A 25,495-nucleotide genomic window follows, 5' to 3' on the forward strand; every position below is an offset into this window, starting at 1 on the left:
GTGGGCGCGCACATCGGTCCGCAACCCATCACTGGAAGCTGACGAAGTCGACCCTCGGACGCACCGCCAGGACCTGAGCGGCACTCATCAGCGGGCGGTCCGCGTCGTAGAAGAGCTTGAACCCCTCGGTGAACAGGTCCGGCCGTGCCACCGAGCGGTACGTCGCCAGCTTCTCGCCCGGCGTGCCGTATCCGTCGACGTGCTGGACCAGCGCCAGGTGCGGGCGGCGCTGCACCTGCGCGACCTGTCGCACCATCGACCGCCTGAACTGGTGCACCAGGAAGACCTTCTCCGGCAGCCGGTGCGAGGCGGTGAACGAGTCCAGCCACGCGCTCGTCGCGTCGACCTCGGCGGCGTCGGTGTGGCCGAAGACCCGGCCGGGCACCTGCGTACCGTGCATCCGCCACTCCGGGTCCAGGGCCAGCCCGACCCACGGGTCGGCCAGCGCCCAGGACCAGCGCCTCGCCACGCGGGTAAAGTCCTGCGTCCCCGGCTGCAGGTCGAGCACCACGAGCGCTCCGTGCCGGTGGGCGGCGGCGATCCACGGCTCCACGACGTCCCGCGGGACGTCGTGGCTGTAGTCGCCGCCACCGCCGGGCGATCCGCTGGCCACCGAGACGATCAGCTCCAGCACGATCTGCGGGGTCTGGCCGCGCCGTTGGAACGGCGCGGCGGCCGTCGTCAGGCGGGCGATCGTCTGCTCGGGGTCGCCCTCTCCCAGCACGCCGAGCGCGGGCGTCTGCGGGGTGCCGTAGTAGGCCACCAGGAAGCGCCCGTCGAACACGTGGTGGCGTCCGCCGGGCAGCGTCGGCACCGGGGCGGCCGTCGGCGAGGCGGCTCGTCGCCCGGTGAGGGCGGCGGCGTCGCCGACGGTGCGTGAGCTGGACGCACCGCACGCGGCCGTCGTGCCCAGCACGACGGCCACCAGCACCGCGAGCGCGCGACGGCGCCCCTCCCCCGAGAACCTCACCGGGACGAGGTTAAGAGGTCGCCTCGCGCAGGTCGCGCAGGGATCGCCGTTGCGCGCCGCCCTCGTCGAAGTTCGACGCTGCCAGCCAGTTCTCGTACGCCGCCCTCAGCCGCGGCCACTCGTGGTCGACGACCGAGAACCACGCCGTGTCCCGGCTGCGCCCCTTGACCACCTTGTCCTGCCGGAAGACGCCCTCGAAGGTGAACCCGAACCGCTCGGCGGCGTGCCGCGAGGGCGCGTTGAGCGCGTCGCACTTCCACTCGAAGCGGCGGTAGCCGAGCCCGTCGCGCTCGTCCAGGACGTGGCGCATCATCAGGTACGTCGCCTCGGTCGCGGCGGTCGTGCGCTGCAGGCGCGCACCGAGGGCGACGTGCCCGACCTCGACGCAGCCGTGGGCACGGTCCTCCCGCAGGTACGCCGACACCCCCGCCGCTCGGCCCTCGACCACGACGGCCAGCGGCGCCAGCGCGGAGTCGGCCTCGAGCCGCGCCACGTGCGCGTCGAAGGCGGTCCGCTCGGCGAACGGGCCGTACGGCAGGTAGGTCCACAGCGCGTCCGGGCTCTCCTCGACGAGCGCGGTCCACAGGTCGTCGGCGTGCCGCTCTGCCAGCGCCTCGAGCCGGACCGTGCGCCCCTCGAGGAGGGTGGGTGCGGCCGGCGGTCGGGTCGTCCAGCCAGCGACGTCCTCGCCGACCGGCTGGCCGTGCTCGTTGCGGATCACGGACGCACGCTAGGTGAGGATCGGTGCCACGCGACACCGATATCCGCCGACCGCTCCGTGAGCGGCGAGAGCTCAGCCGGTGACCGCGCCCTGCGATGCCGACTTGACGAGCTTGCGGTACTTGCCGAGCACGCCGGAGGTGTACTTCGGCGGGTTCGGCGTCCAGCCCTCGCTGCGCGCGTCCCAGGCCTCGGCGTCGTCGGTGGCCTCGGCGACGTCCATCCGCCGGTTGGCGATGTCGACCGTGATCGTGTCTCCGTCGCGGACGAAGGCGATCGGGCCGCCGTCGACCGCCTCGGGGGCGACGTGGCCGATGCACAGACCCGTCGTCCCCCCGGAGAACCGCCCGTCGGTGAGCAGCAGGACGTCCTTGCCGAGACCGGCGCCCTTGATCGCACCGGTGATGGCCAGCATCTCGCGCATCCCGGGACCGCCCTTGGGGCCCTCGTACCGGATCACCACGACGTCGCCGGCCGTGATCGCACCGGCGGCGAGGGCGTCCATCGCGGCGCGCTCGCCGTCGAAGACGCGCGCGGTGCCGGTGAAGACGTCGGAGTCGAAGCCCGCAGACTTCACGACCGCGCCCTCGGGAGCGAGCGTGCCCTTGAGGATCGTCAGCCCGCCGCTGCGGTGGATCGGCGCGTCCATGGAGTGCAGCACCTTGCCGTCGAGCGGCTGGGGTGCGAGCGCCTCGAGGTTCTCGGCCATCGTCCTCCCGGTGACGGTCAGCGCGTCGCCGTGCATCAGGCCGGCGTCGAGCAGCGCCTTCATCACCACGGGGATGCCGCCGATCTTGTCGACGTCGGTCATCACGTAGCGGCCGAACGGCTTCATGTCGGCCAGGTGCGGCACCTTGTCGCCGATCCGGTTGAAGTCGTCGATGGTCAGGTCGACGTCGGCCTCCCGGGCGATGGCCAGCAGGTGCAGCACCGCGTTCGTCGACCCGCCGAGCGCCATCACCACGGTGATCGCGTTCTCGAAGGCCTGCATCGTCATCACGTCACGAGCGGTGATGCCCTGCCGCAGCATCTCGACGACCGCGGCCCCGGAGCGCTCGGCGAACAGGTCGCGGCGCTTGTCGACCGCGGGCGGAGCGGCCGAGCCGGGCAGGCTCATCCCGAGCGCCTCGCCGACGGAGGCCATCGTGTTGGCGGTGTACATCCCGCCGCAGGCGCCCTCGCCAGGGCAGATCGCCTTCTCGACCTTGGTGACCTCGGCCTCGGAGATCTTGCCCGCGAGGCAGGCGCCGACGGCCTCGAAGGCGTCGATGATGGTGACGTCGTTGCCGTCGATCTGGCCGGGCAGCGTCGAGCCGGCGTACAGGAACACGCTGGCGAGGTCGAGCCGCGCGGCGGCCATCATCATCCCGGGCAGCGACTTGTCGCAGCCGGCCAGCAGCACCGAGCCGTCCATCCGCTCGGCGCTCATCACCGTCTCCACGGAGTCGGCGATCACCTCGCGGGAGACCAGCGAGAAGTGCATCCCCTCGTGGCCCATCGAGATGCCGTCGGAGACCGAGATGGTGCCGAACTCCATCGGGAAGCCGCCGGCCTCGGAGACACCGCGCTTGACCGCCTTGGCCAACCGGTCCAGCGAGAGGTTGCAGGGGGTGATCTCGTTCCAGCTCGACCCGACACCGATCTGCGGCTTGGCGAAGTCGTCGTCGCCCATCCCGACGGCCCGCAGCATGCCGCGGGCGGCAGCCTTCTCCACACCGTCGGTGACGTCGCGCGAGCGGGGCTTGACGTCGGGGCTGCCATCTCTCGTCGGACCGGTCATGCCCGACAGGCTAGACCCGGCATGATGCGCCCTGATGCGCACCGTGTCCGCCCGCCCCGCCCCCTCCTGGCGTGAGCCGTCCTCGTACGACGTCACCGCCCACGACGGGACCGTCCTGCGCGCGTGGAGCAACGCGCCCGGACCGGACGACCGCCCCACCGTGCTGCTCTGCAACGGCCTGGGCACCAACCCGTGGTTCTGGCCGACCCTGCTGGACCCTGCCTGCCCGGTCCGGGTGATCTCCTGGAACCACCGCGGCACCGGCGGGTCGCAGCGTCCGGACGACCCTTCGCACATCAGCCAGGAGTGGTTCGCCAGCGACGCCGTGGCCGTCATGGACGACGCCGGCGTCGACGCCTGCCCGGTGATGGGCTGGTCGATCGGCGTCAACACGATGTACGAGCTCACCGTCACCCACCCGGCACGGGTCACCGGCCTGCTCGCGGTGGCCGGCGTCCCCGGCGACACGTTCTCCTCGATGCTGGCCCCGCTCCGGGTGCCGCCGCTGGTCGCGAAGCGGCTGATGGTGGGCCTCGCCCAGTCCGCAGCACTCCTCGGGATGCCTGTCGGCGCCGTGGTGAGCCACCTGCCTGTCGGCCCCCGGACCACCCGCACGCTCACCCACTCCGGGTTCCTCCTGCCGGTCCCCGACCCGGCACTCGCGCAGCGCGCGATCGCTGCGTTCCTCACCACCCCGGTCGGCTGGTACGCCCGCCTCGCGCTCGCCTCCTCCCTGCACGGGCGCGTCTCGCTCAGTGCCGTCGACGTGCCGTGCGACTTCGTCGCCGGGAGGTACGACGTCCTCGCCGGCGCCGCCACGATGCGCTCCGCCGCCGAGCGGATCGACGGGGCGACGTACCTCGAGGTCGACTCCTCGCACTTCCTGCCGCAGGAGCGCCCCGACGTCGTACGGGACCGGCTCGACCTGCTGCTGGCGCGGGTCGGGACGCCCTACGCTGGGCCCCATGCCAGCTGAGGCCGCTTCCTCGACGCCCTCGACCCGCAACCCGGGCCTCGCCGTGACCACCTCCGACCTGCTCGCCCTTCCTGCTCGGATGGTCGTGGCCGGCGTGAACGTGACCCTCGCGCTGGGCTCGCTCCTCGCGCCGACCGGCCCGGTGCTGCGCCGCGGGGGCGTCGGCGACCAGGTCTACGCCCTGCTCGGCGAGAACGGCATGATCACCAAGCTCGACGCGATGTCGCGCGACCCGAACAGTCCGCTCGGCCGCATCGCCGCCCTTGCGCGCGCCGCCGCGCCGGACCGTCCGCTGGGCCAGGCCATGGCTCCCGGCGGCCTGCTCGACCGGGTGCTCGCCCCCGACGGCCCCGCCGCGCGACTGCTCTCCGGCGGCGTCCTCGACCGGCTCCTCGCCGAGAACGGTCCGCTGGACCGGCTGCTGGCCGACAACGGCCCCCTCGAGTCGCTGCTGGTGGAGAACGGCCCGCTGGAGCGGCTGCTGATGCCCGGCGGCGCACTGGACCGGGTCACCCGCCCCGACGGCGTCCTCGACCGGCTGCTGGAGGAGAACGGTCTCGCCGACCGTCTCCTCGTGGAGGACGGGTTCGTCGAGAAGCTCGTCGCCGAGGGCGGCACGCTGGACCAGCTGGTCGACCTCGGCGCCCGTTTGGAGGAGCTGCAGCCGCGGCTGGCCGAGCTGATCGAGGCCGTCCCGGAGCTGCGCTCGTCGATCGACGTCCTCGGGGACGCCGTCGGGCCGCTCTCCGACCTCGCCGGCCGGCTGCCGGGCGGGCGCCGCAAGGCCGGCTGACCCGACGGATCACCTGGGACCGGCTGGCTAGGTTCGGGGCATGAGGCTTCCTCGACGCGCCGCGTACGCCGCCCCCCTCGCCGGGGTCCTGCTGCTCTCCGCGTGCGGCGGAGGCGGCTCGGACTCCTCGGGCGACGCGCCCTCCTCCCCCACCGCCACGTCCTCGGGGTCGGCGGCGTCGACCGCGCCGAAGGTGGTCGGGACGGTCGCCACCGACCTCGACGCGCCGTGGGGGATCGGCTTCCTGCCCGACGGCTCGGCCCTGGTCACCGAGCGCGACACCGGCGACATCCTGCAGGTCACCCCAGGCGCCGACGGCGCGAAGGCCACCACGAAGCAGGTCGGCTCGGTGGACCCGAACAGCTCCAAGGGCGCTGAGAAGGGCCTGCTCGGCCTGGCGGTCTCGCCGACGTACGCCCAGGACAAGCAGGTCTTCCTCTACCTCACCGAGGACGACGACAACCGGGTCCTGCGCGGGACGTTCGACAACGGACGCATCAGTGGGCTGACCCCGATCCTGACCGGCATCCCGAGCGCCAACATCCACGACGGCGGACGGATGGTCTTCGGACCGGACGGGTACCTCTACGTCTCCACCGGCGAGAGCGGCGACGGACCGCTGGCCCAGGACCAGAGCAGCCTCGGCGGGAAGATCCTGCGGATCACGAAGGACGGCAAGCCCGCACCCGGCAACCCCGACCCCGACTCGCCGGTGTGGACGCTCGGGCACCGCAACGTCCAGGGTCTGGCCTTCGACCCCGACGGCCGGCTGTGGGCCTCGGAGTTCGGGGACCAGAAGTTCGACGAGCTGAACCTCATCCAGAAGGGCCGGAACTACGGCTGGCCCGAGGTCGAGGGGAAGGGCGACAAGGCCGGCTTCACGAATCCCCAGGTCACCTGGGAGCCGGACAGCAACTCCCCGTCGGGCCTGGCGTACACCGACGGCCACCTGTGGCTCGGCGCCCTGCAGGGCGAGCGGCTGTGGCGCGTCGACGTGGACGGCGCGAAGGCGACCAACCCGACCGGCTTCTTCGTCGGCGACTACGGCCGGATGCGCAGCGTCGTCGTCGCGCCCGACGGCAACCTGTGGGTCACCACGTCCAACCGCGACGGCCGCGGCGACCCCAAGCAGGGCGACGACCGGATCCTCGAGGTCTCCCCCGGCCGTTGACTCAGCGCTCGCGGGGGTCGCGTACGGACACGTGCGAGGTGCCCTCGTCCTTGACCTCGAACAGCTCGGAGGCCTTGAGCAGCTTGCTCCAGGAGGCGTAGCCGTAGTTGCGGGGGTCCTGCGACGACTGGTTCGCGATCCGGTTGCCGACCGAGTTCACCGTCGCCCAGCCGGACTCGTCGGCGGCCGAGGCGACCGCCTTGCGCAGCAGCGCGACCAGGGCGGAGTCGCCCTTGAGCTCGTTGGTGGTCAGGCGGGTACGACGCTCCGTCGGCTGCCCCTGCTCGGCCGAGGCGGCGGCGGGTGCCGGCTCGTCGTCCTCGTCGCCGATCTGGTTGAGGTCGGTGAAGCGGGAGCACGCGGACTGGAACGGCTCGGGCGCCTTCTTCTGGCCGTAGCCGTAGACGTCGAGCCCCTTCTCGCGCAGGTGCATCACCAGCGGCGTGAAGTCGGCGTCGGAGGAGACGATCGCGAAGGCGTCCGGCCGCTCGGTGTAGAGCAGCGCCATCGCCTCGACCACCATCGCCATGTCGGAGGCGTTCTTGCCCTTGGAGTAGTCGTACTGCTGGACCGGGCGGATCGCCCGCTCGTGCAGCACCCCGGCCCAGCCCTTGAGCTCGGGCTTGGTCCAGTTGCCGTACGCCCGGCGCACGCTGGTCTCGCCGTACTGCGCGAGGTCGGCGAGGATGTCGCCGATCTTCGCGGCCGGGGCGTTGTCGGCGTCGATCAGCAGCGCTATCCGGGGGCGCGAGCGCCCGGGGAACGGTGTGTACGGCTCGGTAGTCAGGACAGCTTCTCCAGGATCAGCTCACGGACCCGGGCCGCGTCGGCCTGGCCCTTCATCTGCTTCATCACCGCGCCGATCAGCGCACCGGCGGCGGCGACCTTGCCGTCGCGGATCTTGTCGGCGACGTCGGGGTTGGCGGCGATCGCCTCGTCGACGGCCGCCGAGAGCGCACCGTCGTCGGAGACCACGGCCAGCCCTCGTGCGGCGACCACCTCGTCGGGAGTGCCCTCGCCTGCCAGGACACCCTCCAGCACCTGGCGGGCGAGCTTGTCGTTGACCGTGCCCTCCTCGACCAGCGCCTGCACCCGGGCCACGTCGGCGGGGGTGACTGCGAGGTCGACGAGCTCGGTCCCGGCGTCGTTGGCACGGCGCGCCAGCTCGCCGAGCCACCACTTGCGGGCCGCCTGCGGCGCGGCGCCGTCGGCGACGGTCTGCTCGATCAGGTCCAGCGCGCCGGCGCCGACGGTGTCGCGCATCTCCAGCTCGGAGAATCCCCAGGCCTCCTGCAGCCGGGCGCGGCGTACGTTCGGCGGCTCGGGCAGGGTGCCGCGCAGCTCCTCGACCCACTCCCGCGACGGGGCGACCGGGACGAGGTCGGGCTCGGGGAAGTAGCGGTAGTCGTCGGCGTCGGACTTCTCGCGCCCGGCGGTGGTGATGCCGGTGTCCTCGTGCCAGTGGCGGGTCTCCTGGAAGACCTTCTCTCCCGCGTCGAGGACCGCGGCGTGGCGGCCGACCTCGTACCGCACGGCCCGCTCGACCGAGCGCAGCGAGTTGACGTTCTTGGTCTCCGTACGGGTGCCGAGGGTCCCGCTCCCGGCGGGGGCCAGCGAGAGGTTCACGTCGGCGCGGATCGAGCCCTGGTCCATCCGGGCGTCGGAGACGCCGAGGGCGACGATCAGGTCGCGCAGCTGGGCGACGTACGCCCGCGCCACCTCCGGCGCGCGCGCACCGAGGCCGGTGACCGGGCGGGTGACGATCTCGATCAGGGGGATGCCGGCGCGGTTGTAGTCGACAAGGGAGTAGTCGGCACCGTGGATCCGACCGGAGGTGCCGACGTGGAGCGACTTGCCGGTGTCCTCCTCCATGTGCGCGCGCTCGATCTCGACGCGGACCGTCTCGGTGCCGCCGCCCTCCAGGGGGACGTCGACGTCGAGGAAGCCGTCGAAGGCGATCGGCTCGTCGTACTGCGAGGTCTGGAAGTTCTTCGGCATGTCCGGGTAGAAGTAGTTCTTCCGGGCGAAGCGGCAGTCCTCGGAGATCGAGCAGCCCAGCGCCAGGCCGATCCGGATCGCCGACTCCACCGCGGTCCGGTTGGCGACCGGCATCGAGCCGGGCAGGCCCAGGCAGGTCGGGCAGGTCTGCGTGTTCGGCTCGGCGCCGAAGGCGGTGGTGCAGCCGCAGAACATCTTGGTCGCCGTGCCCAGCTCGACGTGGACCTCGAGCCCGAGCGCGGGGTCGTAGCGGGAGACGGCGTCGTCGTAGTCGACCAGGGTGTCGCTCATGCGGAGGCTCCTTCCAGGGCCGGGGCCTGCGAGAGCAGCGGGCCGCCCCACTGCTGCTCCAGCAGGGACTCCAGCGCGGCGCCGACGCGGTAGAGACGGTCGTCGGCCTGCCGGGGCGCGAGCACCTGGAAGCCCACCGGCAGCCCGTCGTGCAGGCCGTTCGGCACCGAGATGCCGGGCACCCCGGCGAGGTTGGCGGGCACGGTGGCGACGTCGTTGAGGTACATCGAGCGAGGGTCGTGCTGCTTCTCCCCGATCGGGAAGGCGGTGCTCGGCGACGTCGGGGACACCAGCACGTCGACCTGGGCCCAGGCCGCGGCGAAGTCGCGCTGGATCAGGGTCCGTACCTTCTGACCCTTGCCGTAGAACGCATCGACGTAACCGGCCGACAGCGCGAACGTGCCGAGGATGATCCGGCGCTTCACCTCGTCGCCGAACCCGGCCTCTCGGCTCGCGCGCATCACCTGCTCGGCGCTCGGGTCGTCGACGCCGTCGGGCGGGACACGCAGGCCATAGCGCATCGCGTCGAAGCGGGCGAGGTTGGAGGAGGCCTCGCTGGGCATGATCAGGTAGTAGGCAGCGAGCGCGTGCACGAAGCTCGGGCAGGCCACCTCGATCACCTCGGCGCCGGCCTTCTCCAGCAGCGCGAGCGAGTCCTCGAAGCGCTCCTCGACGCCGTCCTGGTAGCCCTCGCCGCGCAGCTCGGCGATCTTGCCGACCTTCAGCCCGGTGAGGTCGCCGGCCGCGCCCCGTCGCGCCGCCTCGACCAGTCCTCCGACCGGATCGGGCAGGCTGGTGGAGTCGCGCGGGTCGTGCCCGCCGATCACCTCGTGCAGCAGCGCGGAGTCCAGGACGGTGCGGGTGACCGGCCCGACCTGGTCCAGCGAGTTGGCCATGGCCACGAGGCCGTACCGGCTGACGCCGCCGTACGTCGGCTTCACGCCGACCGTCCCGGTCAGGGCGCCGGGCTGGCGGATCGAGCCGCCGGTGTCGGTGCCGAGCGCGAGCGGCGCCTCGAAAGCGGCGACGGCGGCGGCGGACCCGCCGCCCGAGCCGCCCGGGACACGACCGAGGTCCCACGGGTTGCGGGTCGGCCCGTACGCCGAGTGCTCCGTGGAGGAGCCCATCGCGAACTCGTCCATGTTGGTCTTGCCGAGGATCGGCAGACCGGCCTCGCGCAGCAGGGTGACGACGGTCGCGTCGTACGGCGGGACCCAGCCCTCGAGCACCTTCGAGCCGCAGGTGGTGGGCTGGCCTCGGGTCGCGAGGACGTCCTTGACCGCGACCGGGACCCCGTCCAGCGGCGACGCCGGCGCGCCCGAGGCGCGGCGCCGGTCGGACTCCTCCGCCGCGGCCAGCGCACCCTCGGCGTCGACGTGGAGGAACGCGTGGACCGCGCCGTCGACCTCGGCGATCCGGTCGAGGTGGGCCTGGGTCAGCGCGACCGAGGTGGTCTCCCCCGCGGCGAGCGCGTCCGCGGCCTCGGCGGCGGTGCGGCGTACGTCGTTCACTGCTCGTCCCCCAGGATCCGCGGCACCTCGAAGCGCTGCTGCTCGACCGCCGGCGCACCCGAGAGCGCCTCCTCGGCGGTCAGGCTCGGCTGCGGGACGTCCTCCCGGAGCACGTTGCGCAGCGGCAGCGGGTGGGAGGTGGCGGGCACGTCGTCACCGGCGACGCCGTCGAGGGAGGCGGCGTACTCCAGGACGACCGCCAGCTGCGGCGCCAGTCGTTCGCGCTCCTCGGCGGAGAGGTCGATGCGCGCGAGGTCGGCCAGGTGCGCGACCTCGTCGGCACTGATCTGCTGCTGCGTCTCGGGCATGCGGTGAGTCTAGGAGCCGGCGGGGACGGTCCCACCGCGCGGTCGGGCACCCATCGCCAGCGCGAGGCCGAGCACCACCACGACGGCGACGGCGAAGCCGGTGACCGCCGCCGCGAGCGCGACGCCGGCCTGGGTGAGCAGGCCGATCCCGACGATCGGCAGCGTGATGCCGAGGTACGCCGCCAGGAAGATGCCCGCGGTCGCCTCGCCGCTGCGACCGGACTCCCCCAGGGCGAGCCCGGTGCCCAGCGCCCCCTTGAGGCCGATCCCGATGCCGGCCCCGCAGACCAGCGCACCGACGACGAACACCGCACTGACCCCGGAGTCGACCCCGACCGCGAGCACGACCATGCCCAGTGCGAGCAGCGGGAGCCCGGCCCTCAGCAGCCCGGGCGGGTCGAGGGTGACCAGCATCTGGGTCGTCGCGGCGACCACGAACACGGCGAAGACGGCGGCGCCGGTGAGGGCCGGCCGACTGATGCCGAGCCGCGTCAGCAGGGTCGGGGCGAGCGCGGTGAACAGGCCCAGGGACATGAAGATCCCGAAGCCCGCGACGCCGGCACCGAGGTAGCGGCGCCTGGCGCTGCTGGGTACGACCACCCGCTGTGGGCGGTACCGCACCGAGGGGTCGCGCTCCACGGTCTCCGGCGCCAGGGTCAGCAGGACCGCGAGCAGCAGCATGAGCACGCCGAAGACGGCGTACGGCGAGACCAGCGGCGACGGGAGCGCCGCCGCCAGCACGCCGCCGAGGAAGGCCCCGAGCCCCAGCCCGCCGATGTTGGCCGCGGTGGAGACCAGCGCGGCACGGCGGGGCGAGGCACCGGGACGGGCGAGCGCGTGCAGCTCGGCCAGGTGCGCCGTCGCGGTCGCGGTGATCATCCCGACCCCGACGCCGCACACGACGCGGGCCACGAGGATCCCCGGTGTCGCCGGCCAGAGCAGGAAGACGCCGGCCGAGACCACCTCCGCACCCACGGCTGCCAGCAGCAGCCGACGGCGACCGACCCAGTCCGAGACGTGACCGAGCAGGAAGAGGCTGACCAGCACCCCGACGGCGTACGCCGCGAAGGCGACCGTCACCGTCAGCTGGCTCATCTGGCGGTCGGCCTCGTAGATCGGCCACAGCGGCGTCGGCACGGTCGCGAACGCCATCACCAGGGCGAAGACGGCCGCCACGACCCAGAACCCGCGCTCGTGACGGACGGAGACCTCACCGCTGCTGCCCATGTCCGGGCCAAGTGCCAGGATCGCCGTCATGTTCCCCTCAGCGGACCACGAGGCGTGGCTCGGCGAGCAGCTGCGCCTCCAGCTCGACTTCGGACGACGCTTCCCCCACCCGGACGGTGGCGCGGCCTGGCTCCGGTCGGACGGCACCCCGGACCTGGAACGCCCCGTCCACACCTGGATCACCGCCCGGATGGCGCACGTGTACTCCCTCGGCCACCTGGCCGGGATCGATGGCTGCGGAGCGCTGGCCGACACCGCCCTCGCCGGGCTGACCGGACGGCTCGAGGACGGGGAGCACGGCGGCTGGTTCGCCTCCTCCGAGGACACCACCAAGTCGGCGTACGCCCACGCCTTCGTGCTGCTCGCCGCCTCGACGGCCCTCGTCGCCGACCGGCCGGGGGCACGCGACCTGCTGGAGCGGGCAGCCGGCGTGCTCGACACCCGGTTCCTCACCGACGCGGGGCTGTACGCCGAGCGCTGGGACGCCGCGTGGACGGACCTCGAGGACTACCGCGGCGTGAACGCCAACATGCACGCGGTCGAGGCGACGCTGGCCGCCTACGACGCGACCGGCGAGCGCCGCTTCCTCGACCGTGCGGTGCACATCGCCGACACGGTCACCGGCTGGGCGGGCACCAACGACTGGCGGGTGCCCGAGCACTTCGACACCGACTGGCAGCCCATGCTGGCCCACCACCTCCGCCAGCCCGACCACCCCTTCGAGCCGTACGGCGCCACCGTCGGCCACGGGCTGGAGTGGTCCCGACTGCTGCTGACGGTGGCCGCTGCCGAGGGCGGTGACCGCACGGCGGCCGCCACCTCGCTCTTCGACCGGGCCGTGGCCGACGGGTGGGCCGTCGACGGGCACGAGGGCTTCGTCTACACCACGGACTGGGAGGGCTCCCCTGTCGTCGCCGACCGGATGCACTGGGTGCTGTGCGAGGCGATCTGCGCCGCCGCGGCGCTGGGACGCTCGACCGGGGACTCGAGGTACGACGACCTCGTCGCGCTCTGGTGGCAGGACGCGGCGACGCACTGGATCGACCCGGCCAACGGGTCCTGGGCCCACCAGCTGGCGCGCGACCTCACGCCCAGCGACACCGTGTGGTCGGGACGGCCGGACCTCTACCACTCGGTCCACGCCGTCCTGCTCCCCCGGCTGCCGCTCTGGCCGACCGCGGCGTCCGTGCTGAGGAACGCCCGGTGAAGGTCCGATGACGCTGCTGTGAGAGTCACCGACCCCGACGGGCAGACCTGGCGGGTCGGCCGCCGCTGGACGCCGTGGCACTGGCGGCTGCGCAAGGTGGACCCGGACGCCGGCTTCGACGCCTTCGACCTCGGCGACGACCTCGTCAGCGGGATCGTCCTCGGGCTGATCCTCCTCGTCGTGGCTCCGGTGCTGGTGGTCACGGTGATCGCGGGGCTGGAGTTCCTGCTGCTCCTGCTGCTGGTGCCGTTCATCGTGCTCGGTCGGATCGCGTTCGGGAAGCAGTGGATCGTCTCGGTGCGCAGGGGCTGGACACCGTGGTGGGAGGTGGCGTCGGGCGACTGGCGCGCCTCGGGCGAGCGAGCCCTGGGCGTCGCCGACGCGATCGCCCGGGGCGAGCCGCCGGAGCGGACGCTGAGGCCGCGCGGCTGAGTCGCCCTCCGTCCTCGACGAGGGCCGGGTACCGCCTCTCCGGACGGACGGTGGAACGTCGAGCGGCCGCTGCTAGTTTCTGCGAAACGTTCGCAACAAGTGGGAGCCGGCGTGAGCAGCACTCTGACCAGCGGGCCAGCGGCGGCTGTCGTGCCCGAGGACGACGTGCTCGGCCACGCCGCCCGACGCCGTACGGCCGTGCTGTGGACCGCCGGCCTCGGTGTGCTGCTGGTCGCCACCGTGCTCATCGGCATCGGCGTCGGCGCGACGGCGATCGACCCGCTCACCGTCGGGCGGATCATCGGCCACCACGTGCTCGGCTGGCCCGGGACACCGACCTGGTCGGCCACCGACGACGCGATCGTCTGGCAGGTACGCCTGCCGCGCGTCGTGCTCGGCATCCTTGTCGGCGGCGGTCTCGCCGTCTGCGGGACGGCGTTGCAGGCGATGGTGCGCAACGTCCTCGCCGACCCGTACCTCCTCGGCATCAACTCGGGCGCCTCCAGCGGCGCGGCGGCGGCGATCCTGTTCGGCGCGGGCGCCGGACTGGGCGAGTACGCGCTCCAGGGCAGCGCCTTCATCGGCGCGCTCGCGGCGTCGCTGCTGGTGTTCGTGCTGGCGCGCAGCGGCGGCCGGGTGACCGCGATCCGGCTGCTGCTGTCCGGAGTGGCGGTCGGCTACGCGCTGTACGCCGCGACCAGCTTCCTGATCTTCGCCTCCGACTCCGCCGAGGGGTCTCGGTCGGTGCTGTTCTGGCTGCTCGGGTCGCTGGGCCTCGCGCAGTGGAACATCCCCCTCGGCATCGTCGCCGCCGCGGTCCTCCTCACGATCCTGGTGCTCACGGTGACCGGCCGCAGCCTGGACGCGCTCTCCGTCGGCGACGAGACCGCACACACCCTCGGTGTCTCGCCCGAGCGCTTCCGCACGGCGCTCCTGGTCCTGGTCTCCCTCTCGATCGGCGTGCTGGTCGCCTCCGCCGGGAGCATCGGGTTCGTCGGGCTCGTCGTCCCGCACCTGGCCCGCCGCCTGGTCGGCGCGGCCCACGCACGGGCGGTCCCGGTGGCGGCGCTGTGCGGCGCCGTCCTCCTCGTCGCCGCCGACGTCGTCGCCCGCACGCTGCTCGCCCCGCAGGAGATCCCGATCGGGATCATCACCAGCCTCGTCGGCGCCCCCTTCCTGCTGATCCTGATCCGCCGCATGCACGCCATCAGCGCGTGACACCCGAGAGGACCCCTTCGATGACCCGCCACCGCACCGCCGCTGCCGCGATCGCCCTGACGTCCTCCCTCGCCCTGGCCGGGTGCGGCGCGGGCGACGACACCGAGGAGGCCGGGGGCGGCGGTTCGTCGTACCCCGTCACCGTGGAGAACTGCGGCCAGCAGGAGACCTTCGACGCGGAGCCCTCGCGGGTGGTGCTCCTCAAGAGCGCCTCGGTCCCCTACCTCGCCGACCTCGGGGTCCTGGACCGGGTGACCGCGAAGGCGGGCGAGTACCCGGCCGAGTACTTCGACGACACGACACAGAAGGCGCTCGACGCGATCCCGAGCCTGACCAGCCGGACCGACTCCTCCGGGCACCTGCTGATCTCCAAGGAGACCGTCCTCTCCCAGCGCCCCGACCTCGTCTTCGGCGAGGTCGACTCCCCCGACCGCGCCTCGCTGAAGGGTCTGGACATACCCGTCCTCGAGGAGCCCGCGCTGTGCGAGAACGGCGCACCCGACACGGTCGACTTCGACGACGTCTACGACCAGATGACGACGTACGGCAAGGTCTTCGGCAAGCCGGCCGAGGCCGAGCGCGCGGTCGCGGACCTCAAGGAGCGCACCGAGGCCGTCTCGGCGAAGGCCTCGAAGGTCGGTGCCGGCCGGAGCGCGGCGTTCCTCTACCCCACGGTGGGCGGCGGTCCGCTGTACGCGTACGGCAAGAAGTCGATGACCGACGCGTCGCTGAAGGCGGCCGGGTTCACCAACGTCTTCGGCGACACCGACGAGCGGGTCTTCGAGATCGGCGGCGAGCAGCTGCTGGCGCGCAACCCCGACGTGATCGTCATGCTCTACAGCGACGGCTCGCCGGCCGCGGTGCAGAAGGCCGTCACCGACCTGCCAGGCGCCTCGAACATCACCGCCGTGAAGAACGGCGACCTGCTGCCGATGCTGTTCAACTTCGCCGAGCCGCCCTCGCCGCTGTCGGTCGACGGGGTGGAGAAGATCGCCAAGCGGTTCGGCGCGCCGTGATCGAGGGACGCTCGCTGTCGTGGCACTACGGGGAGAACGAGGTGCTGCGCCACGTCGACCTCGTCGCCCACCCGGCTCGGGTGCTCGGTCTGATCGGACCGAACGGCAGCGGCAAGACCACCGCACTGCGACTGCTGTACGGCGCGCTGCGCACTGCCACCGGCGAGGTGCGCGTCGACGGCGACCGGCTGGAGGCGCTCGGCCCCCGCGAGACCGCGCGCCGTCTCGCGGTCGTCGTCCAGGAGAGCGGCGGCGAGTCCTCGATGACGGTCGGGGAGATGGTGCTGCTGGGACGCGCCCCCCACCTGGCGACCTTCCAGCGGACCCGCACCGAGGACCGCAGGATCGCCGGCGAGGCGTTGCGCCGGGTGAACGCCGCCCATCTCGGCGCGCGGGCGTACGCCGGGCTCTCCGGCGGCGAGCGCCAGCGCGTCCTCATCGCCCGCGCACTCGCGCAGCAGGCCAGCCACCTGCTGCTCGACGAGCCGACCAACCACCTCGACATCCGCTACCAGCACGAGGTGCTCATCCTCGTGCGCGAGCTGGCGGCCGAGCTGGGCACCACCGCCGCCGTGGTCCTGCACGACCTGAACCTCGCCGCCCGCTACTGCGACGACCTGGTGCTGCTGCACGGCGACGGCCGGGTCGCGAGGGCCGGCAGCACTGACGACGTGCTCGACCCCGTGCTCCTCACCGAGGTGTACGGCATCGAGATCGAGCGGATCGAGGTCGAGGGGGAGATCCACCTGCTCTTCCGGCCCGGCGACGGCACTCGGCACGAGGAGCGGACGGCATGACGGTGCAACAGCGGATCGACGCCTACTGGAGCGGCCGCGCGCCGACGTACGACGCCTTCCAGCAGCAGCGTGAGGCCGAGGCCGGCGACCGCGAGGTGTGGTCCCGGGTCTGGACGGGTGCGCTGCCGTCGACGCCGTGCGACGTGCTCGACGTGGGCACCGGCAGCGGTGTCGTGGCCTGCCTCCTGGCCTCGCTCGGGCACCGGGTGACCGGCATCGACCACGCCGAGGGGATGCTCGCCACCGCTCGCGCGAACGCCGCCCGGGAGGACCGCCCGCCACGGATCCTCGAGGGGGACATGGTCGCCCCGGACTTCCCGGACGACTCCTTCGACGTGGTCGCCGGCCGGTACGTCATGTGGACCCTTCGCGACCCGCACGCCGCGATCGCGGCGTGGTGCCGCGTGCTGCGGCCCGGTGGCCTGGTCGCGATGGTGGACTCGACGTGGTTCCCGCGCGGGGTGGTCGCCGACGGCGACGCCGTCCAGCTCGGCATGCGCGAGTGGTACGACGACCACGTCCTCGCCGCCCTGCCGGTGGCCGAGGCGAGCAGCATCGACGCGACCGCGGACCTGATGCGCGACGCCGGGCTGCGCGACGTCGCCGTCGTACCGCTCGACGAGCTGCTGTCGCTCGACCTCGTGCGCGGTGCGGCTCCCGGACACGTGGTCCGCACGCAGTACCTCCTCACGGGCCGCTCGCCGGACTGAGGGGACTGCGATGATCGGACGCGTGATCCCGGCCCTGGACCCGATGCAGAACCGGTCGGCGAGCGAGCGCACCCAGCTGCTGGCCTTCCTCGACGCCCAGCGCGCGGAGGTCGAGGAGGCACTCACCGGGCTCGCCGACGCCCAGGCGCGCGAGCGGCTGGTCCCGTCGCTGACGTCCCCGCTGGCGATCCTCAAGCACCTGGTGTTCGTCGAGCAGAACTGGTTCCACCACGTGCTCGCCGGCCGCTCACGCACCGACGTCGGGATCGCCGACGACTCCCAGGACAGCTGGGTGCTCACCGACGACGACACCGTCGAGGGACTCCTGGCGGACTACCGCCGGGTGTGTCTCGAGGCGCGCGAGATCGTGGCGTCGTACGACCTCGACGAGGTGCGGACGCACCGGTTCATGGGCGAGGTGAGCCTGCGGTTCGTGCTGCTGCACATGATCCGGGAGACCGCGCGGCACGCGGGTCACGCCGACATCCTCCGCGAGCAGGTGCTCGCGGGCCCGGTGGTAAGGATGGAGTCGTGACCTCCACCCCCACCGGCGCCGCTGCGCCCGCCAACGTCGACCCCGACGCCGAGATCGCCACCGCCGCGCTCGCGGCGGGCGGTCTGATCGGCGGCTTCGCCGCCGCGCGCTACACCCAGAGCCGACCGCTGGGCGGCGTCGTCCTCGCCGCGCTCGGCGCGACCTGCGCCTACAGCTGGCAGCGGACCGCCAGGCCGGGCCCGGCCGCAGCGCTCACCGGCGTGTACGTCGCCGCCTTCGGCGGCTCGCACCCGCTGGCCAAGAAGGTGGGGGCGTGGCCGTCGGTCCTGCTCGTCTCCGCGGGCACCGCCGCAGCCTCGCTCGCCCTGGGCCGCAAGCGCTGACGGGTCAGGCGTCCTCGACGTCGGGGCCGTTCTCCAGCAGGCGGGTGAACCCGGCCTCGTCGAGGATCCGGAGCCCCAGCTCCTCGGCCTTGGCGGCCTTGGACCCGGCGCTCTCCCCCACGACGACGTAGTCGGTCTTCTTCGAGACCGAGCCGGACGCCTTGCCGCCTCGGGAGAGGATCGCCTCCTTGGCCGAGTCCCGGCTGTAGCCCTCCAGCGACCCCGTGACCACGACCGTCAGGCCCTCGAGCGTCCGCGGCGTCGACTCGTCGCGCTCCTCGGCCATGCGTACGCCCGACGCGGCCCAGGAGTCCACCACCCGGTTGTGCCAGCCGGCCTCGGGGCCGTCGAACCAGGCCCGCACCGCCGCCGCGATCGTCGGGCCGACCCCGTCCGCAGCGGCCAAGCGCTCCTCGTCGGCGTCGCGGACGGCCTGCACCGAGCCGAACTCCGTGGCCAGCGCACGGGCCGCCGTCGGTCCGACGTGCCGGATGGACAGACCGACCAGCACCCGCCACAGCGGCACGTCCTTGGCGGCATCGAGGTTGTCCAGCATCCGCCGGCCGTTCGCACTCAGCTGAGGTCCGTCCTCGTCCTTCTTGGGCGCGCGCGTGAACAGCTCCGCGCGCAGCAGCGCCTCCTCGTCGAGCGCGAACACGTCGCCCTCGTTGGCGATCACCCCCGCGTCGATCAGCGCGACGGCGGCCTCCCAGCCCAGCACCTCGATGTCGAAGGCGCCGCGGCCGGCCACGTGGAAGACGCGCTCACGCACCTGCGCCGGGCAGTGCTCGTGGTTGGGGCAGCGAAGGTCCTTGTCGCCGTCCTTCTCCTGCGCCAGCGTCGTCCCGCACGACGGGCACTCGGTGGGCATCACCCACGGCTCCAGCCCGTCGGGCCGCAGCGCCAGCACCGGGCCGACGATCTCGGGGATGACGTCGCCGGCCTTGCGCAGCACCACGGTGTCGCCGGGGCGCACGTCCTTGCGCTCGACCTCGTGGGCGTTGTGCAGGGTGGCGTTCTCCACCGTCGAGCCGGCGACCTTGGTGGGCACCATGACGCCGTACGGGGTGACCCGTCCGGTCCGCCCGGTGTTGACCCGGATGTCGAGCAGCTCGGCGTTGACCTCCTCGGGCGGGTACTTGAAGGCGATCGCCCAGCGGGGCGCCCGCGACGTCGACCCCAGCCGGCGCTGCAGCGAGACCTCGTCGACCTTGAGCACGACGCCGTCGATCTCGTGCTCGACGTCGTGGCGGTGCTCGCCGTACCAGTCGATGAACTCCTCGGCGTCGGCCAGCGACGCGACGACCTTCGCCCGGTCGCTGGTCGGCAGCCCCCAGGCCCTCAGCGCGGCGTACGCCTCGGACTGCGCCGACGGAGTGAACCCCTCGCGGAAGCCGATGCCGTGGCAGACCATCGCCAGCTCCCGGGTCGCGGTGACCTTGGGGTTCTTCTGCCGCAGCGACCCCGCCGCGGCGTTGCGCGGGTTGGCGAACACCGGCTTGCCGGCGTCGGCCATCTGCTCGTTGAGCCGCTCGAAGGCCTCGACTGGGAGGAAGACCTCGCCGCGCACCTCCACCCGGTCCGGGAACGGGTAGTCCTCGGAGGCGGTCAGCCGGTGCGGCACGTTGCCGATCGTCTTGACGTTCGGTGTGACGTCCTCGCCGGTGCGGCCGTCGCCGCGAGTCACGCCGCGGACCAGCCGCCCGCCCTCGTACAGCAGGTTGATCGCCAGCCCGTCGACCTTGAGCTCGCACAGCAGCGCGGGGTCCGCGACCCCCTCGCGGGTCAGCCGCGCCGCCCACTCCTCGAGCTCTCCCGTGGTGAACGCGTTGTCGAGGCTCTCCATGCGCTCCAGATGGTCGACCGCGGTGAACTCCGTCGAGACCGCGCCACCGACCTTCTGCGTGGGCGAGTCCGGGGTGCGCAGCTCGGGGTGCTCCTCCTCGAGCGCCTCCAGCCGGCGCATCCGCACGTCGAAGTCGTGGTCGTCGAGCGTGGGGTCGTCGAGCACGTAGTAGCGCCAGCGCGCGTCCTCGATCTCCTCGCTGAGCCGGCGGTGCTCCTGCGCGGCGTCGGGGGTCGCGTGGGTCTCCGCGGTGTCGTTCACGGGTCCGATCATGCCGTGCGCCACCGACATCGCCCGGTCGGCCAGGATGGGCCGGTGCCCCTGTTCCGCCGTGACGCCTTCCCCGACGATCCCCCGGGCCGCGCGGTCGCTCGGCTGGAACCCGACGGCGAGTGCCGCGGCGTCGTGCTGATGCTGCACGGCGGCACGCAGCAAAGCACGGAGCCGGTCGACGCCGGCAGCGCGTCGCTGTGGCGCACGACCGTGATGCGCGACCGGATCGCGCCGCGGCTGCTGCGGCACGGGTACGCGGTGTGGCTGCTGCGCTACGCCGTGCGCGGCTGGAACGGCACCGGCGCCCCGGTCGCCGACGCCCGCTGGGCGCTGGCGCAGGTCCGCGAGGCGCACCCGGGAGTGCCGGTGGTCCTGCTCGGCCACTCGATGGGCGGGCGCACGGCGGCGTACGTCGCCGACGACCCCTCCGTCGTCGGCGTCGTCGCCCTGGCTCCCTGGTTCGACCCCGCGGACCCGGTGGCCCCGCTGCGCGACCGCACCCTGGTCGCCGGCCACGGTCTGCGCGACCGGATCACCTCAGCCGTGCGGACGAAGGCCTTCGTCGAGCGGGCCCGGGCCGTCGCCCGGCGCGCGGAGTTCCGCCCGCTCGGGGCGGCCGGGCACTACATGCTCTACCGCGCCGGGCGCTGGAACCGCTTCGCGCGCGACCAGTCGCTGCTCCAGCTCGGCGACGCCGACGGGCTCCGGTGACCGGATTCGGCCTCTCGCGGTGAGAACAGGCCCGGACAGCGGTGGTCCGGGACGCGCGAGGCCGATAACGGTCACGCGGGCAGCGACAGCGCCTGCCGGAGCTCGCGCACGAACCACCGCGGCTCGTCGACCAGCTGCGCCCAGGTCACCCTGAGCACGCGCCACCCCCGGGCGGTCAGCATCGTCTGCCGCCGACGGTCCTGCTCGAACTGGCCGCGCCGGCTGTGCACCTGAACCCGTCCACCTCGATCGCGACCATCTGGGAGGGGAAGGCGATGTCGAGGTAGAAGGTCGCACCCCCGCAGCTCACCGGGTGGTTGGTGCGGAACCCGGTGACACCCGCACCCCGCAGGACGGCGTGGGCCAGTCTCTCCGCCTCGGACCACGGTTCGTCCCTGCTGTCGTGGAGCATCCGCCGCCGCTCGCGATTGCCCGGGCGCCGAGGAGTGCGGTCCAGCGCGTGGCCCATCGACGCCAACGAGGCCGCGCGACTCATCAGCGCCCGGTCGATGCCGGGGCCGCCGAGGTCGAGAGCGGTCAACGAGGGACAGGCCACCGAGATCCCCTGGACGGTCACGACGAGCTCAGCCGGTATCCGCTCGGTCACCACCTCGACGAGCGCACCACGTGCTCGCGTCCGCGCGTTGGCCGCCGTGACGCGGTCGACCCTGAGCTCCGGCCAGAACGTCAGGCGCGCCGCGGCAGCCCCCGTGATCACCGCATCCGGTAGCCCCCGCGCCACGGCGAGGGCGACCACCTCGGGCCCGGAGAGATCCGAGGTCGCGACGACCACGCCGGGCAGCACCGCGGTCAAGGTCGCGTCGACCGCCATCCGCCGGACGGTGCGCGCGAGAGCCGGGTGCTCGCGCGCGAGCAGGACACCGTCGCGGCGCAGCACCGCCGCGACCTCAGCGCGCCCTCCGTCCACCGCAGGAGTCTCGGTCGTCTCGCCTCGTGCCCGCCCGAGACCTGTGGACAAGGTGTTCGACCAGCCCGGTCTGGACCGCGTCGGGAGAACCGCTTGCCCCGTCGTCCGAGCGGTCGTACTGTTCTCGATAGAACGAAACCGTTCCGTTCTATTGAGTGACCGTCACCACACCCCGAGGTCAGCCATGACACCCGCCCGCCCCCGCGTCGAGGGGGACCGCGAGGACCAGATCCTCGACGCCACCCTCGACCTGCTGATCGAGGTCGGCTACCAGCGGCTGACCCTGGACGCGGTCGCCAAGCAGGCCCGGGCCAGCAAGGCCACGCTCTACCGTCGCTGGGACTCCAAGACCGGGCTGGTCATCGACGCGCTGATCCGCGCCAAGGGCGCCCCGCAGATCGACCTCCCCGACACCGGCACCCTGCGCGGCGACCTGCTCGCGGCGTACTGCCGCCCCGACGAGCACCCCGGGCACGACGGCACCCACGCCCTGGCCGCGATGCTCACCGCCCTGAGCACCGACGAGGAGTTCGCCACGCGGTTCCGTGCCGAGGTGCTCGGCCCCAAGTCCGAGGTCGCCACCCGCATCTTCGAGCGTGCACGCGAGCGCGGCGAGGTCCGCGAGGACCTCGACCTCGACCTGGCGGTGCCCGCTCTCACGGCGATGCTCCTGCACCGCTCGTTCGTCCTCGGTCTGGACAACGACGAGCAGACCGTCGCCCGGCTCGTCGACCAGATGATCCTCCCTGCCGTGCTCTCGCCCGACGCGCTCCGCGTCGACTCCTGACCACTCCCGCACCCAGTCCGCCCTCACCACCGAAGGAACACCCATGTCCGAGTCCACGCTGCACCCGCCCGCCACGGGCACCGGTACGAGCGCCACCCCCTCCTCCAGCCGTCTCGGCTGGGCGCTGGTGCTGATCTGCACCGCCCAGCTGATGGTGGTGCTCGACTCCACCATCGCCAACATCGCGCTGCCCTACATCGGCCGCGACCTCGACATCGCGCAGGCCAACCTCCAGTGGGTCGTCACCGGCTACGCGCTCGCCTTCGGCGGACTGCTGCTCCTCGGCGGCCGCCTGGGCGACCTGTACGGCCGCCGCCGCATCTTCACCATCGGCCTCGTGCTCTTCGCGGTCGCCTCGGCGCTCGGCGGACTGGCTCAGAACGAGGCGATGCTGCTCGGTGCCCGTGGTCTGCAGGGTCTCGGCGCCGCCCTCGCCTCGCCGACCGCGCTCGCGCTGATCACCACCACCTTCCCGGCCGGCCCGCGCCGCAACCAGGCGTTCTCGGTGTACGCCGCGATCTCCGGCGTCGGTGCCGCGATCGGCCTGATCCTCGGCGGCTGGCTCACCGGGATCGAGCCGGCCGGGATCGACGGCTGGCGCCTGACCTTCCTCATCAACGTCCCGATCGGGATCGTCGCCGCGCTGCTCGCGCCGCGCTTCCTCGCGGAGAGCGAGTCGCACTCCGGTGAGCTCGACGTCCCCGGCGCCGTCAGCGCGACCGCCGGCCTGATGGCCATCGTGTTCGGCCTGTCCCGCGCCGGCGAGAGCCAGTACGGCTGGGGTGCGCCCTCGACGATCGTCGCGCTGGCGGCCGGCGTCGTGCTGCTGGTCGCCTTCGTCCTCATCGAGCGGCGTGCCGAGCACCCGCTGCTGCCGTTCCGGATCCTGCTCAACCGCACCCGCGCGGTCGCCTTCGTGTCGATGATGATCGTGCCCGCCGCGATGTTCGCGATGTTCTTCTTCCTGTCCCTGCTGGTGCAGAACGTGATGGGCTACTCGCCGCTGCAGACCGGCGTCGCGTTCCTGCCCTTCTGCGTGGGGATGGTCGTCTCCGCCACCCTCGCCTCGCGACTGATGGATCGCGTCGACCCGCGCTTCATCGCCGGCACCGGCACCATCCTGGCCGGCATCGCCCTGTACGGCTTCTCCCGCATCTCGGTCGTCGACTCGCCCGCGGGCCTGCTGCGCCTGGCCACGACGGGCGGCGACCTCGGCAGCGGGATCGGCTACTGGTCGAACATCTTCCCGTTCGTGCTGCTGATGTCGCTGGGCATGGGGGCGGTCTTCGTCCCGATGACGCTGGCCGCCGTGCACGGTGTCTCGCACCGCGACTCCGGGATCGGCTCGGGCGTGCTGAACACGATGCAGCAGGTCGGCGGCGCCCTCGGCCTGGCCACGCTGGCCACCGTCTCGGTGCACTTCACCCAGGACAAGGTCGCCTCGCTCACCGAGGCGATCCGGTCCGCTGCGCCGGCCGGCGGTGGCAGCGAGCCGTCCGGGGCCGCGCAGCGCGCTCTCGGCGAGCTCGTCGGTCAGGCCGCCTTCACCGAGGGGGCGACCCACGCCTTCCTCACCGGCGCCTTCATGATCTGGGCCGCCTCGGTGATCGTGTGGATCTTCCTCGGCGTCAAGCACGAGGAGCTCGCCACCGACGAGGCCCCCGCGGGGGTCGCGGTCTGACCCGGTGACGGCACGGGGGCCTCAGTGGTGCAGCCACCGGGCGAACCGTGCCGTCATCCAGGGCAGGATGAGGAAGACCATCAGCGGCGTGGCGACCAGCGTGGTCACCAGGGTGCGCAGCACGAGGTTCAGCGAGATCCCCGAGACCGACAGCAGCGTCCCGAGCAGCAGGCTGAGCGGGAAGAACGCCATCCAGATCACGCAGGCCTGCTTCCACCGCGGGGGCGCCGGCGGAGCGGCGTGCTCGACGTCCGCCGAGGACGGCTCGTCGAACCACCCCTCGATGCCCGTACGACGCTCCACCGTGCGCTCACCGACCAGCCCCTGCGCCGAGTCCAGCCACCAGCGCCGCTCCGCCGACGCCTCCCAGCGCTCCAGCGAGGCGGTGTCGGCGAAGCGGTAGAGCATGTGCCACTCCTCCGAGGACACCGAGGGGCGTACCCACCCGGTCCCGAGGAACCCCTCGAAGCGCTCCGCCAGCGACTGCCCGGCCGTCACCCACGCCACCATCTGTGCCGAGCTCTCCGGAGGGAGGTGCCGGGTGATGGACACGGTCACGGGTCCCGTCGCGCGGGTCTCGGTGGTGCTCATGGTCGGACCGTAGCCAGTGCGTGTGACACCGAGGTGTCGGCGCCGGTCGGCTACCGTGACGCCCCCGGAGCGACCCGGGCGAGGAGAGGAGCGCGATGACGACGTACCTGGTCATCGGCATCGTCGGGCTCGTCCTCCTCGGGGCGTCGCTCCTGCTGGGCGACCTGCTCGACTCGGCCCTGGACTTCCTCGCCGGCGACGCGTTCTCGACCGCGGTGGTCGGCGGGTTCGTGTCCGCGTTCGGGTTCGGCACGGCACTGGCGCAGGCGGCCGGGCTGCCGACGCTCGGGGCGCTGGGGGTCGGTGTGGTCGCCGGCGGACTGATGGGGTGGTTCGCGGCCTGGCTGACCCGGCTGGTGCGCTCCGGCGGCAGTGACGCCACCCCCGAGACCGCAGACGCGGTCGGGCGCGAGGCGACGGTGCTGACCACCATCCCGAGCGAGGGCTACGGCACGGTCCGCGTCCAGATGGGCGGTCACGTGGTACGGCTGAACGCTCGCGCCGAGACCGAGATCCCCGGCGGGACCGCGGTCCACGTCACCGGTGTCCTCTCGCCCAGCGCGGTGACCGTCTCCCCGACGTACGACGTCCTCGGCTGAGTGGATCGCTGCAGCGCAAACCCACCCAATCCGCTACTGTTCGCTCGCCCCGCCACCGCGACCTGAGGACCTCTC

General features: G+C 72.9%; 26 protein-coding genes. 15 read left to right on the forward strand and 11 right to left on the reverse strand.

The window, feature by feature from the left end; translation table 11 throughout:
- Positions 1 to 28: 28 nt before the first annotated feature.
- From IEX42_RS05790 to ilvD, 3 genes are all read right to left on the reverse strand, one after another.
- Positions 29 to 970 (reverse strand): hypothetical protein, encoded by a 942-nt coding sequence (locus IEX42_RS05790; RefSeq protein WP_188778933.1) that lies wholly within the window; start codon positions 968 to 970, stop codon positions 29 to 31.
- Between the two features lie 10 nt (positions 971 to 980).
- Complete coding sequence (locus IEX42_RS05795; RefSeq protein WP_188778934.1) at positions 981 to 1,691, reverse strand: GNAT family N-acetyltransferase; 711 nt, start codon at positions 1,689 to 1,691, stop codon at positions 981 to 983.
- 72 nt (positions 1,692 to 1,763) lie between these two features.
- On the reverse strand, positions 1,764 to 3,470 hold the full coding sequence (gene ilvD, locus IEX42_RS05800) for a dihydroxy-acid dehydratase (RefSeq protein ID WP_188778935.1): 1,707 nt from the start codon (positions 3,468 to 3,470) through the stop codon (positions 1,764 to 1,766).
- Positions 3,471 to 3,504: 34 nt separating this feature from the next.
- On the opposite strand from ilvD, the gene IEX42_RS05805 reads away from it, so the two are divergent.
- Genes IEX42_RS05805 through IEX42_RS05815 form a run of 3 tightly spaced genes read left to right on the forward strand, consistent with a single transcriptional unit; the run spans position 3,505 to position 6,410 of the window.
- A complete protein-coding gene (locus IEX42_RS05805; RefSeq protein WP_229660634.1) occupies positions 3,505 to 4,446 on the forward strand; it encodes an alpha/beta fold hydrolase in 942 nt (313 codons plus the stop codon).
- Positions 4,436 to 5,239, forward strand: a complete 804-nt coding sequence (locus tag IEX42_RS05810) for an ABC transporter (RefSeq protein WP_188778936.1) — start codon at positions 4,436 to 4,438, stop codon at positions 5,237 to 5,239. Before IEX42_RS05805 ends, IEX42_RS05810 begins: the two co-directional genes overlap by 11 nt.
- A 40-nt stretch (positions 5,240 to 5,279) precedes the next feature.
- A complete protein-coding gene (locus tag IEX42_RS05815; RefSeq protein WP_188778937.1) occupies positions 5,280 to 6,410 on the forward strand; it encodes a PQQ-dependent sugar dehydrogenase in 1,131 nt (376 codons plus the stop codon).
- Position 6,411: 1 nt separating this feature from the next.
- Here the strand turns inward: IEX42_RS05815 and IEX42_RS05820 are convergent, their stop codons facing one another.
- Genes IEX42_RS05820 through IEX42_RS05840 form a run of 5 tightly spaced genes read right to left on the reverse strand, consistent with a single transcriptional unit; the run spans position 6,412 to position 11,775 of the window.
- A complete protein-coding gene (locus IEX42_RS05820) occupies positions 6,412 to 7,197 on the reverse strand; it encodes an NYN domain-containing protein (RefSeq protein WP_188780937.1) in 786 nt (261 codons plus the stop codon).
- On the reverse strand, positions 7,194 to 8,699 hold the full coding sequence (gatB, locus tag IEX42_RS05825; protein ID WP_188778938.1) for an Asp-tRNA(Asn)/Glu-tRNA(Gln) amidotransferase subunit GatB: 1,506 nt from the start codon (positions 8,697 to 8,699) through the stop codon (positions 7,194 to 7,196). The genes IEX42_RS05820 and gatB overlap by 4 nt, the downstream gene beginning before the upstream one ends.
- A complete protein-coding gene (gene gatA / locus IEX42_RS05830; RefSeq protein ID WP_188778939.1) occupies positions 8,696 to 10,210 on the reverse strand; it encodes an Asp-tRNA(Asn)/Glu-tRNA(Gln) amidotransferase subunit GatA in 1,515 nt (504 codons plus the stop codon). The genes gatB and gatA overlap by 4 nt, the downstream gene beginning before the upstream one ends.
- Positions 10,207 to 10,518: an Asp-tRNA(Asn)/Glu-tRNA(Gln) amidotransferase subunit GatC gene (gatC, locus tag IEX42_RS05835; RefSeq protein ID WP_188778940.1), complete on the reverse strand. Its 312-nt coding sequence runs from the start codon at positions 10,516 to 10,518 to the stop codon at positions 10,207 to 10,209. The genes gatA and gatC overlap by 4 nt, the downstream gene beginning before the upstream one ends.
- A 9-nt stretch (positions 10,519 to 10,527) precedes the next feature.
- Positions 10,528 to 11,775 (reverse strand): MFS transporter, encoded by a 1,248-nt coding sequence (locus tag IEX42_RS05840; RefSeq protein ID WP_229660635.1) that lies wholly within the window; start codon positions 11,773 to 11,775, stop codon positions 10,528 to 10,530.
- On the opposite strand from IEX42_RS05840, the gene IEX42_RS05845 reads away from it, so the two are divergent.
- From IEX42_RS05845 to IEX42_RS05880, 8 genes are all read left to right on the forward strand, one after another.
- Positions 11,774 to 12,952: an AGE family epimerase/isomerase gene (locus IEX42_RS05845; RefSeq protein ID WP_188778941.1), complete on the forward strand. Its 1,179-nt coding sequence runs from the start codon at positions 11,774 to 11,776 to the stop codon at positions 12,950 to 12,952. The genes IEX42_RS05840 and IEX42_RS05845 overlap by 2 nt on opposite strands.
- Positions 12,953 to 12,970: 18 nt before the next feature.
- Positions 12,971 to 13,384 (forward strand): hypothetical protein, encoded by a 414-nt coding sequence (locus tag IEX42_RS05850; protein WP_188778942.1) that lies wholly within the window; start codon positions 12,971 to 12,973, stop codon positions 13,382 to 13,384.
- 111 nt (positions 13,385 to 13,495) lie between these two features.
- Positions 13,496 to 14,602 (forward strand): FecCD family ABC transporter permease, encoded by a 1,107-nt coding sequence (locus tag IEX42_RS05855; protein ID WP_229660636.1) that lies wholly within the window; start codon positions 13,496 to 13,498, stop codon positions 14,600 to 14,602.
- 20 nt (positions 14,603 to 14,622) lie between these two features.
- Positions 14,623 to 15,618 carry an ABC transporter substrate-binding protein gene (locus IEX42_RS05860; protein ID WP_188778943.1) on the forward strand — a complete coding sequence of 332 codons (996 nt, stop codon included), beginning with the start codon at positions 14,623 to 14,625 and terminating at the stop codon, positions 15,616 to 15,618.
- Entirely contained in the window at positions 15,615 to 16,415 is an 801-nt protein-coding gene (locus IEX42_RS05865) for an ABC transporter ATP-binding protein (RefSeq protein WP_188778944.1), read from the forward strand. The genes IEX42_RS05860 and IEX42_RS05865 overlap by 4 nt, the downstream gene beginning before the upstream one ends.
- The gene (locus tag IEX42_RS05870; RefSeq protein ID WP_188778945.1) at positions 16,412 to 17,125 is read left to right on the forward strand and encodes a class I SAM-dependent methyltransferase; all 714 of its coding nucleotides are present in this window, start codon (positions 16,412 to 16,414) and stop codon (positions 17,123 to 17,125) included. The genes IEX42_RS05865 and IEX42_RS05870 overlap by 4 nt, the downstream gene beginning before the upstream one ends.
- Before the next feature lie 10 nt (positions 17,126 to 17,135).
- Positions 17,136 to 17,660, forward strand: coding sequence for a DinB family protein (locus IEX42_RS05875; protein ID WP_188778946.1), 525 nt, complete (start codon positions 17,136 to 17,138; stop codon positions 17,658 to 17,660).
- Positions 17,657 to 18,004 carry a hypothetical protein gene (locus IEX42_RS05880; protein ID WP_188778947.1) on the forward strand — a complete coding sequence of 116 codons (348 nt, stop codon included), beginning with the start codon at positions 17,657 to 17,659 and terminating at the stop codon, positions 18,002 to 18,004. The genes IEX42_RS05875 and IEX42_RS05880 overlap by 4 nt, the downstream gene beginning before the upstream one ends.
- Positions 18,005 to 18,008: 4 nt before the next feature.
- Here IEX42_RS05880 and ligA read toward each other — a convergent pair whose 3' ends face one another.
- On the reverse strand, positions 18,009 to 20,123 hold the full coding sequence (ligA, locus tag IEX42_RS05885; RefSeq protein WP_188778948.1) for an NAD-dependent DNA ligase LigA: 2,115 nt from the start codon (positions 20,121 to 20,123) through the stop codon (positions 18,009 to 18,011).
- 42 nt (positions 20,124 to 20,165) lie between these two features.
- On the opposite strand from ligA, the gene IEX42_RS05890 reads away from it, so the two are divergent.
- Positions 20,166 to 20,834, forward strand: a complete 669-nt coding sequence (locus IEX42_RS05890; RefSeq protein ID WP_229660638.1) for an alpha/beta hydrolase — start codon at positions 20,166 to 20,168, stop codon at positions 20,832 to 20,834.
- A gap of 175 nt (positions 20,835 to 21,009) precedes the next feature.
- Here IEX42_RS05890 and IEX42_RS05895 read toward each other — a convergent pair whose 3' ends face one another.
- On the reverse strand, positions 21,010 to 21,762 hold the full coding sequence (locus IEX42_RS05895) for a putative endonuclease domain-containing protein (protein ID WP_188778949.1): 753 nt from the start codon (positions 21,760 to 21,762) through the stop codon (positions 21,010 to 21,012).
- Between the two features lie 184 nt (positions 21,763 to 21,946).
- Between IEX42_RS05895 and IEX42_RS05900 the strand changes: the two genes are divergently transcribed.
- Positions 21,947 to 22,549 (forward strand): TetR/AcrR family transcriptional regulator, encoded by a 603-nt coding sequence (locus tag IEX42_RS05900; protein ID WP_188778950.1) that lies wholly within the window; start codon positions 21,947 to 21,949, stop codon positions 22,547 to 22,549.
- 43 nt (positions 22,550 to 22,592) lie between these two features.
- Positions 22,593 to 24,230, forward strand: a complete 1,638-nt coding sequence (locus tag IEX42_RS05905; protein ID WP_188778951.1) for a DHA2 family efflux MFS transporter permease subunit — start codon at positions 22,593 to 22,595, stop codon at positions 24,228 to 24,230.
- Positions 24,231 to 24,251: 21 nt separating this feature from the next.
- Here the strand turns inward: IEX42_RS05905 and IEX42_RS05910 are convergent, their stop codons facing one another.
- Positions 24,252 to 24,821, reverse strand: a complete 570-nt coding sequence (locus IEX42_RS05910) for an antibiotic biosynthesis monooxygenase (protein ID WP_188778952.1) — start codon at positions 24,819 to 24,821, stop codon at positions 24,252 to 24,254.
- A gap of 95 nt (positions 24,822 to 24,916) precedes the next feature.
- Between IEX42_RS05910 and IEX42_RS05915 the strand changes: the two genes are divergently transcribed.
- Positions 24,917 to 25,420, forward strand: a complete 504-nt coding sequence (locus IEX42_RS05915) for an NfeD C-terminal domain-containing protein (RefSeq protein WP_188778953.1) — start codon at positions 24,917 to 24,919, stop codon at positions 25,418 to 25,420.
- Positions 25,421 to 25,495: the final 75 nt, after the last annotated feature.

It is taken from the genome of Marmoricola endophyticus (assembly GCF_014644415.1).
GTDB classification, from domain to species: domain Bacteria; phylum Actinomycetota; class Actinomycetes; order Propionibacteriales; family Nocardioidaceae; genus Marmoricola; species Marmoricola endophyticus.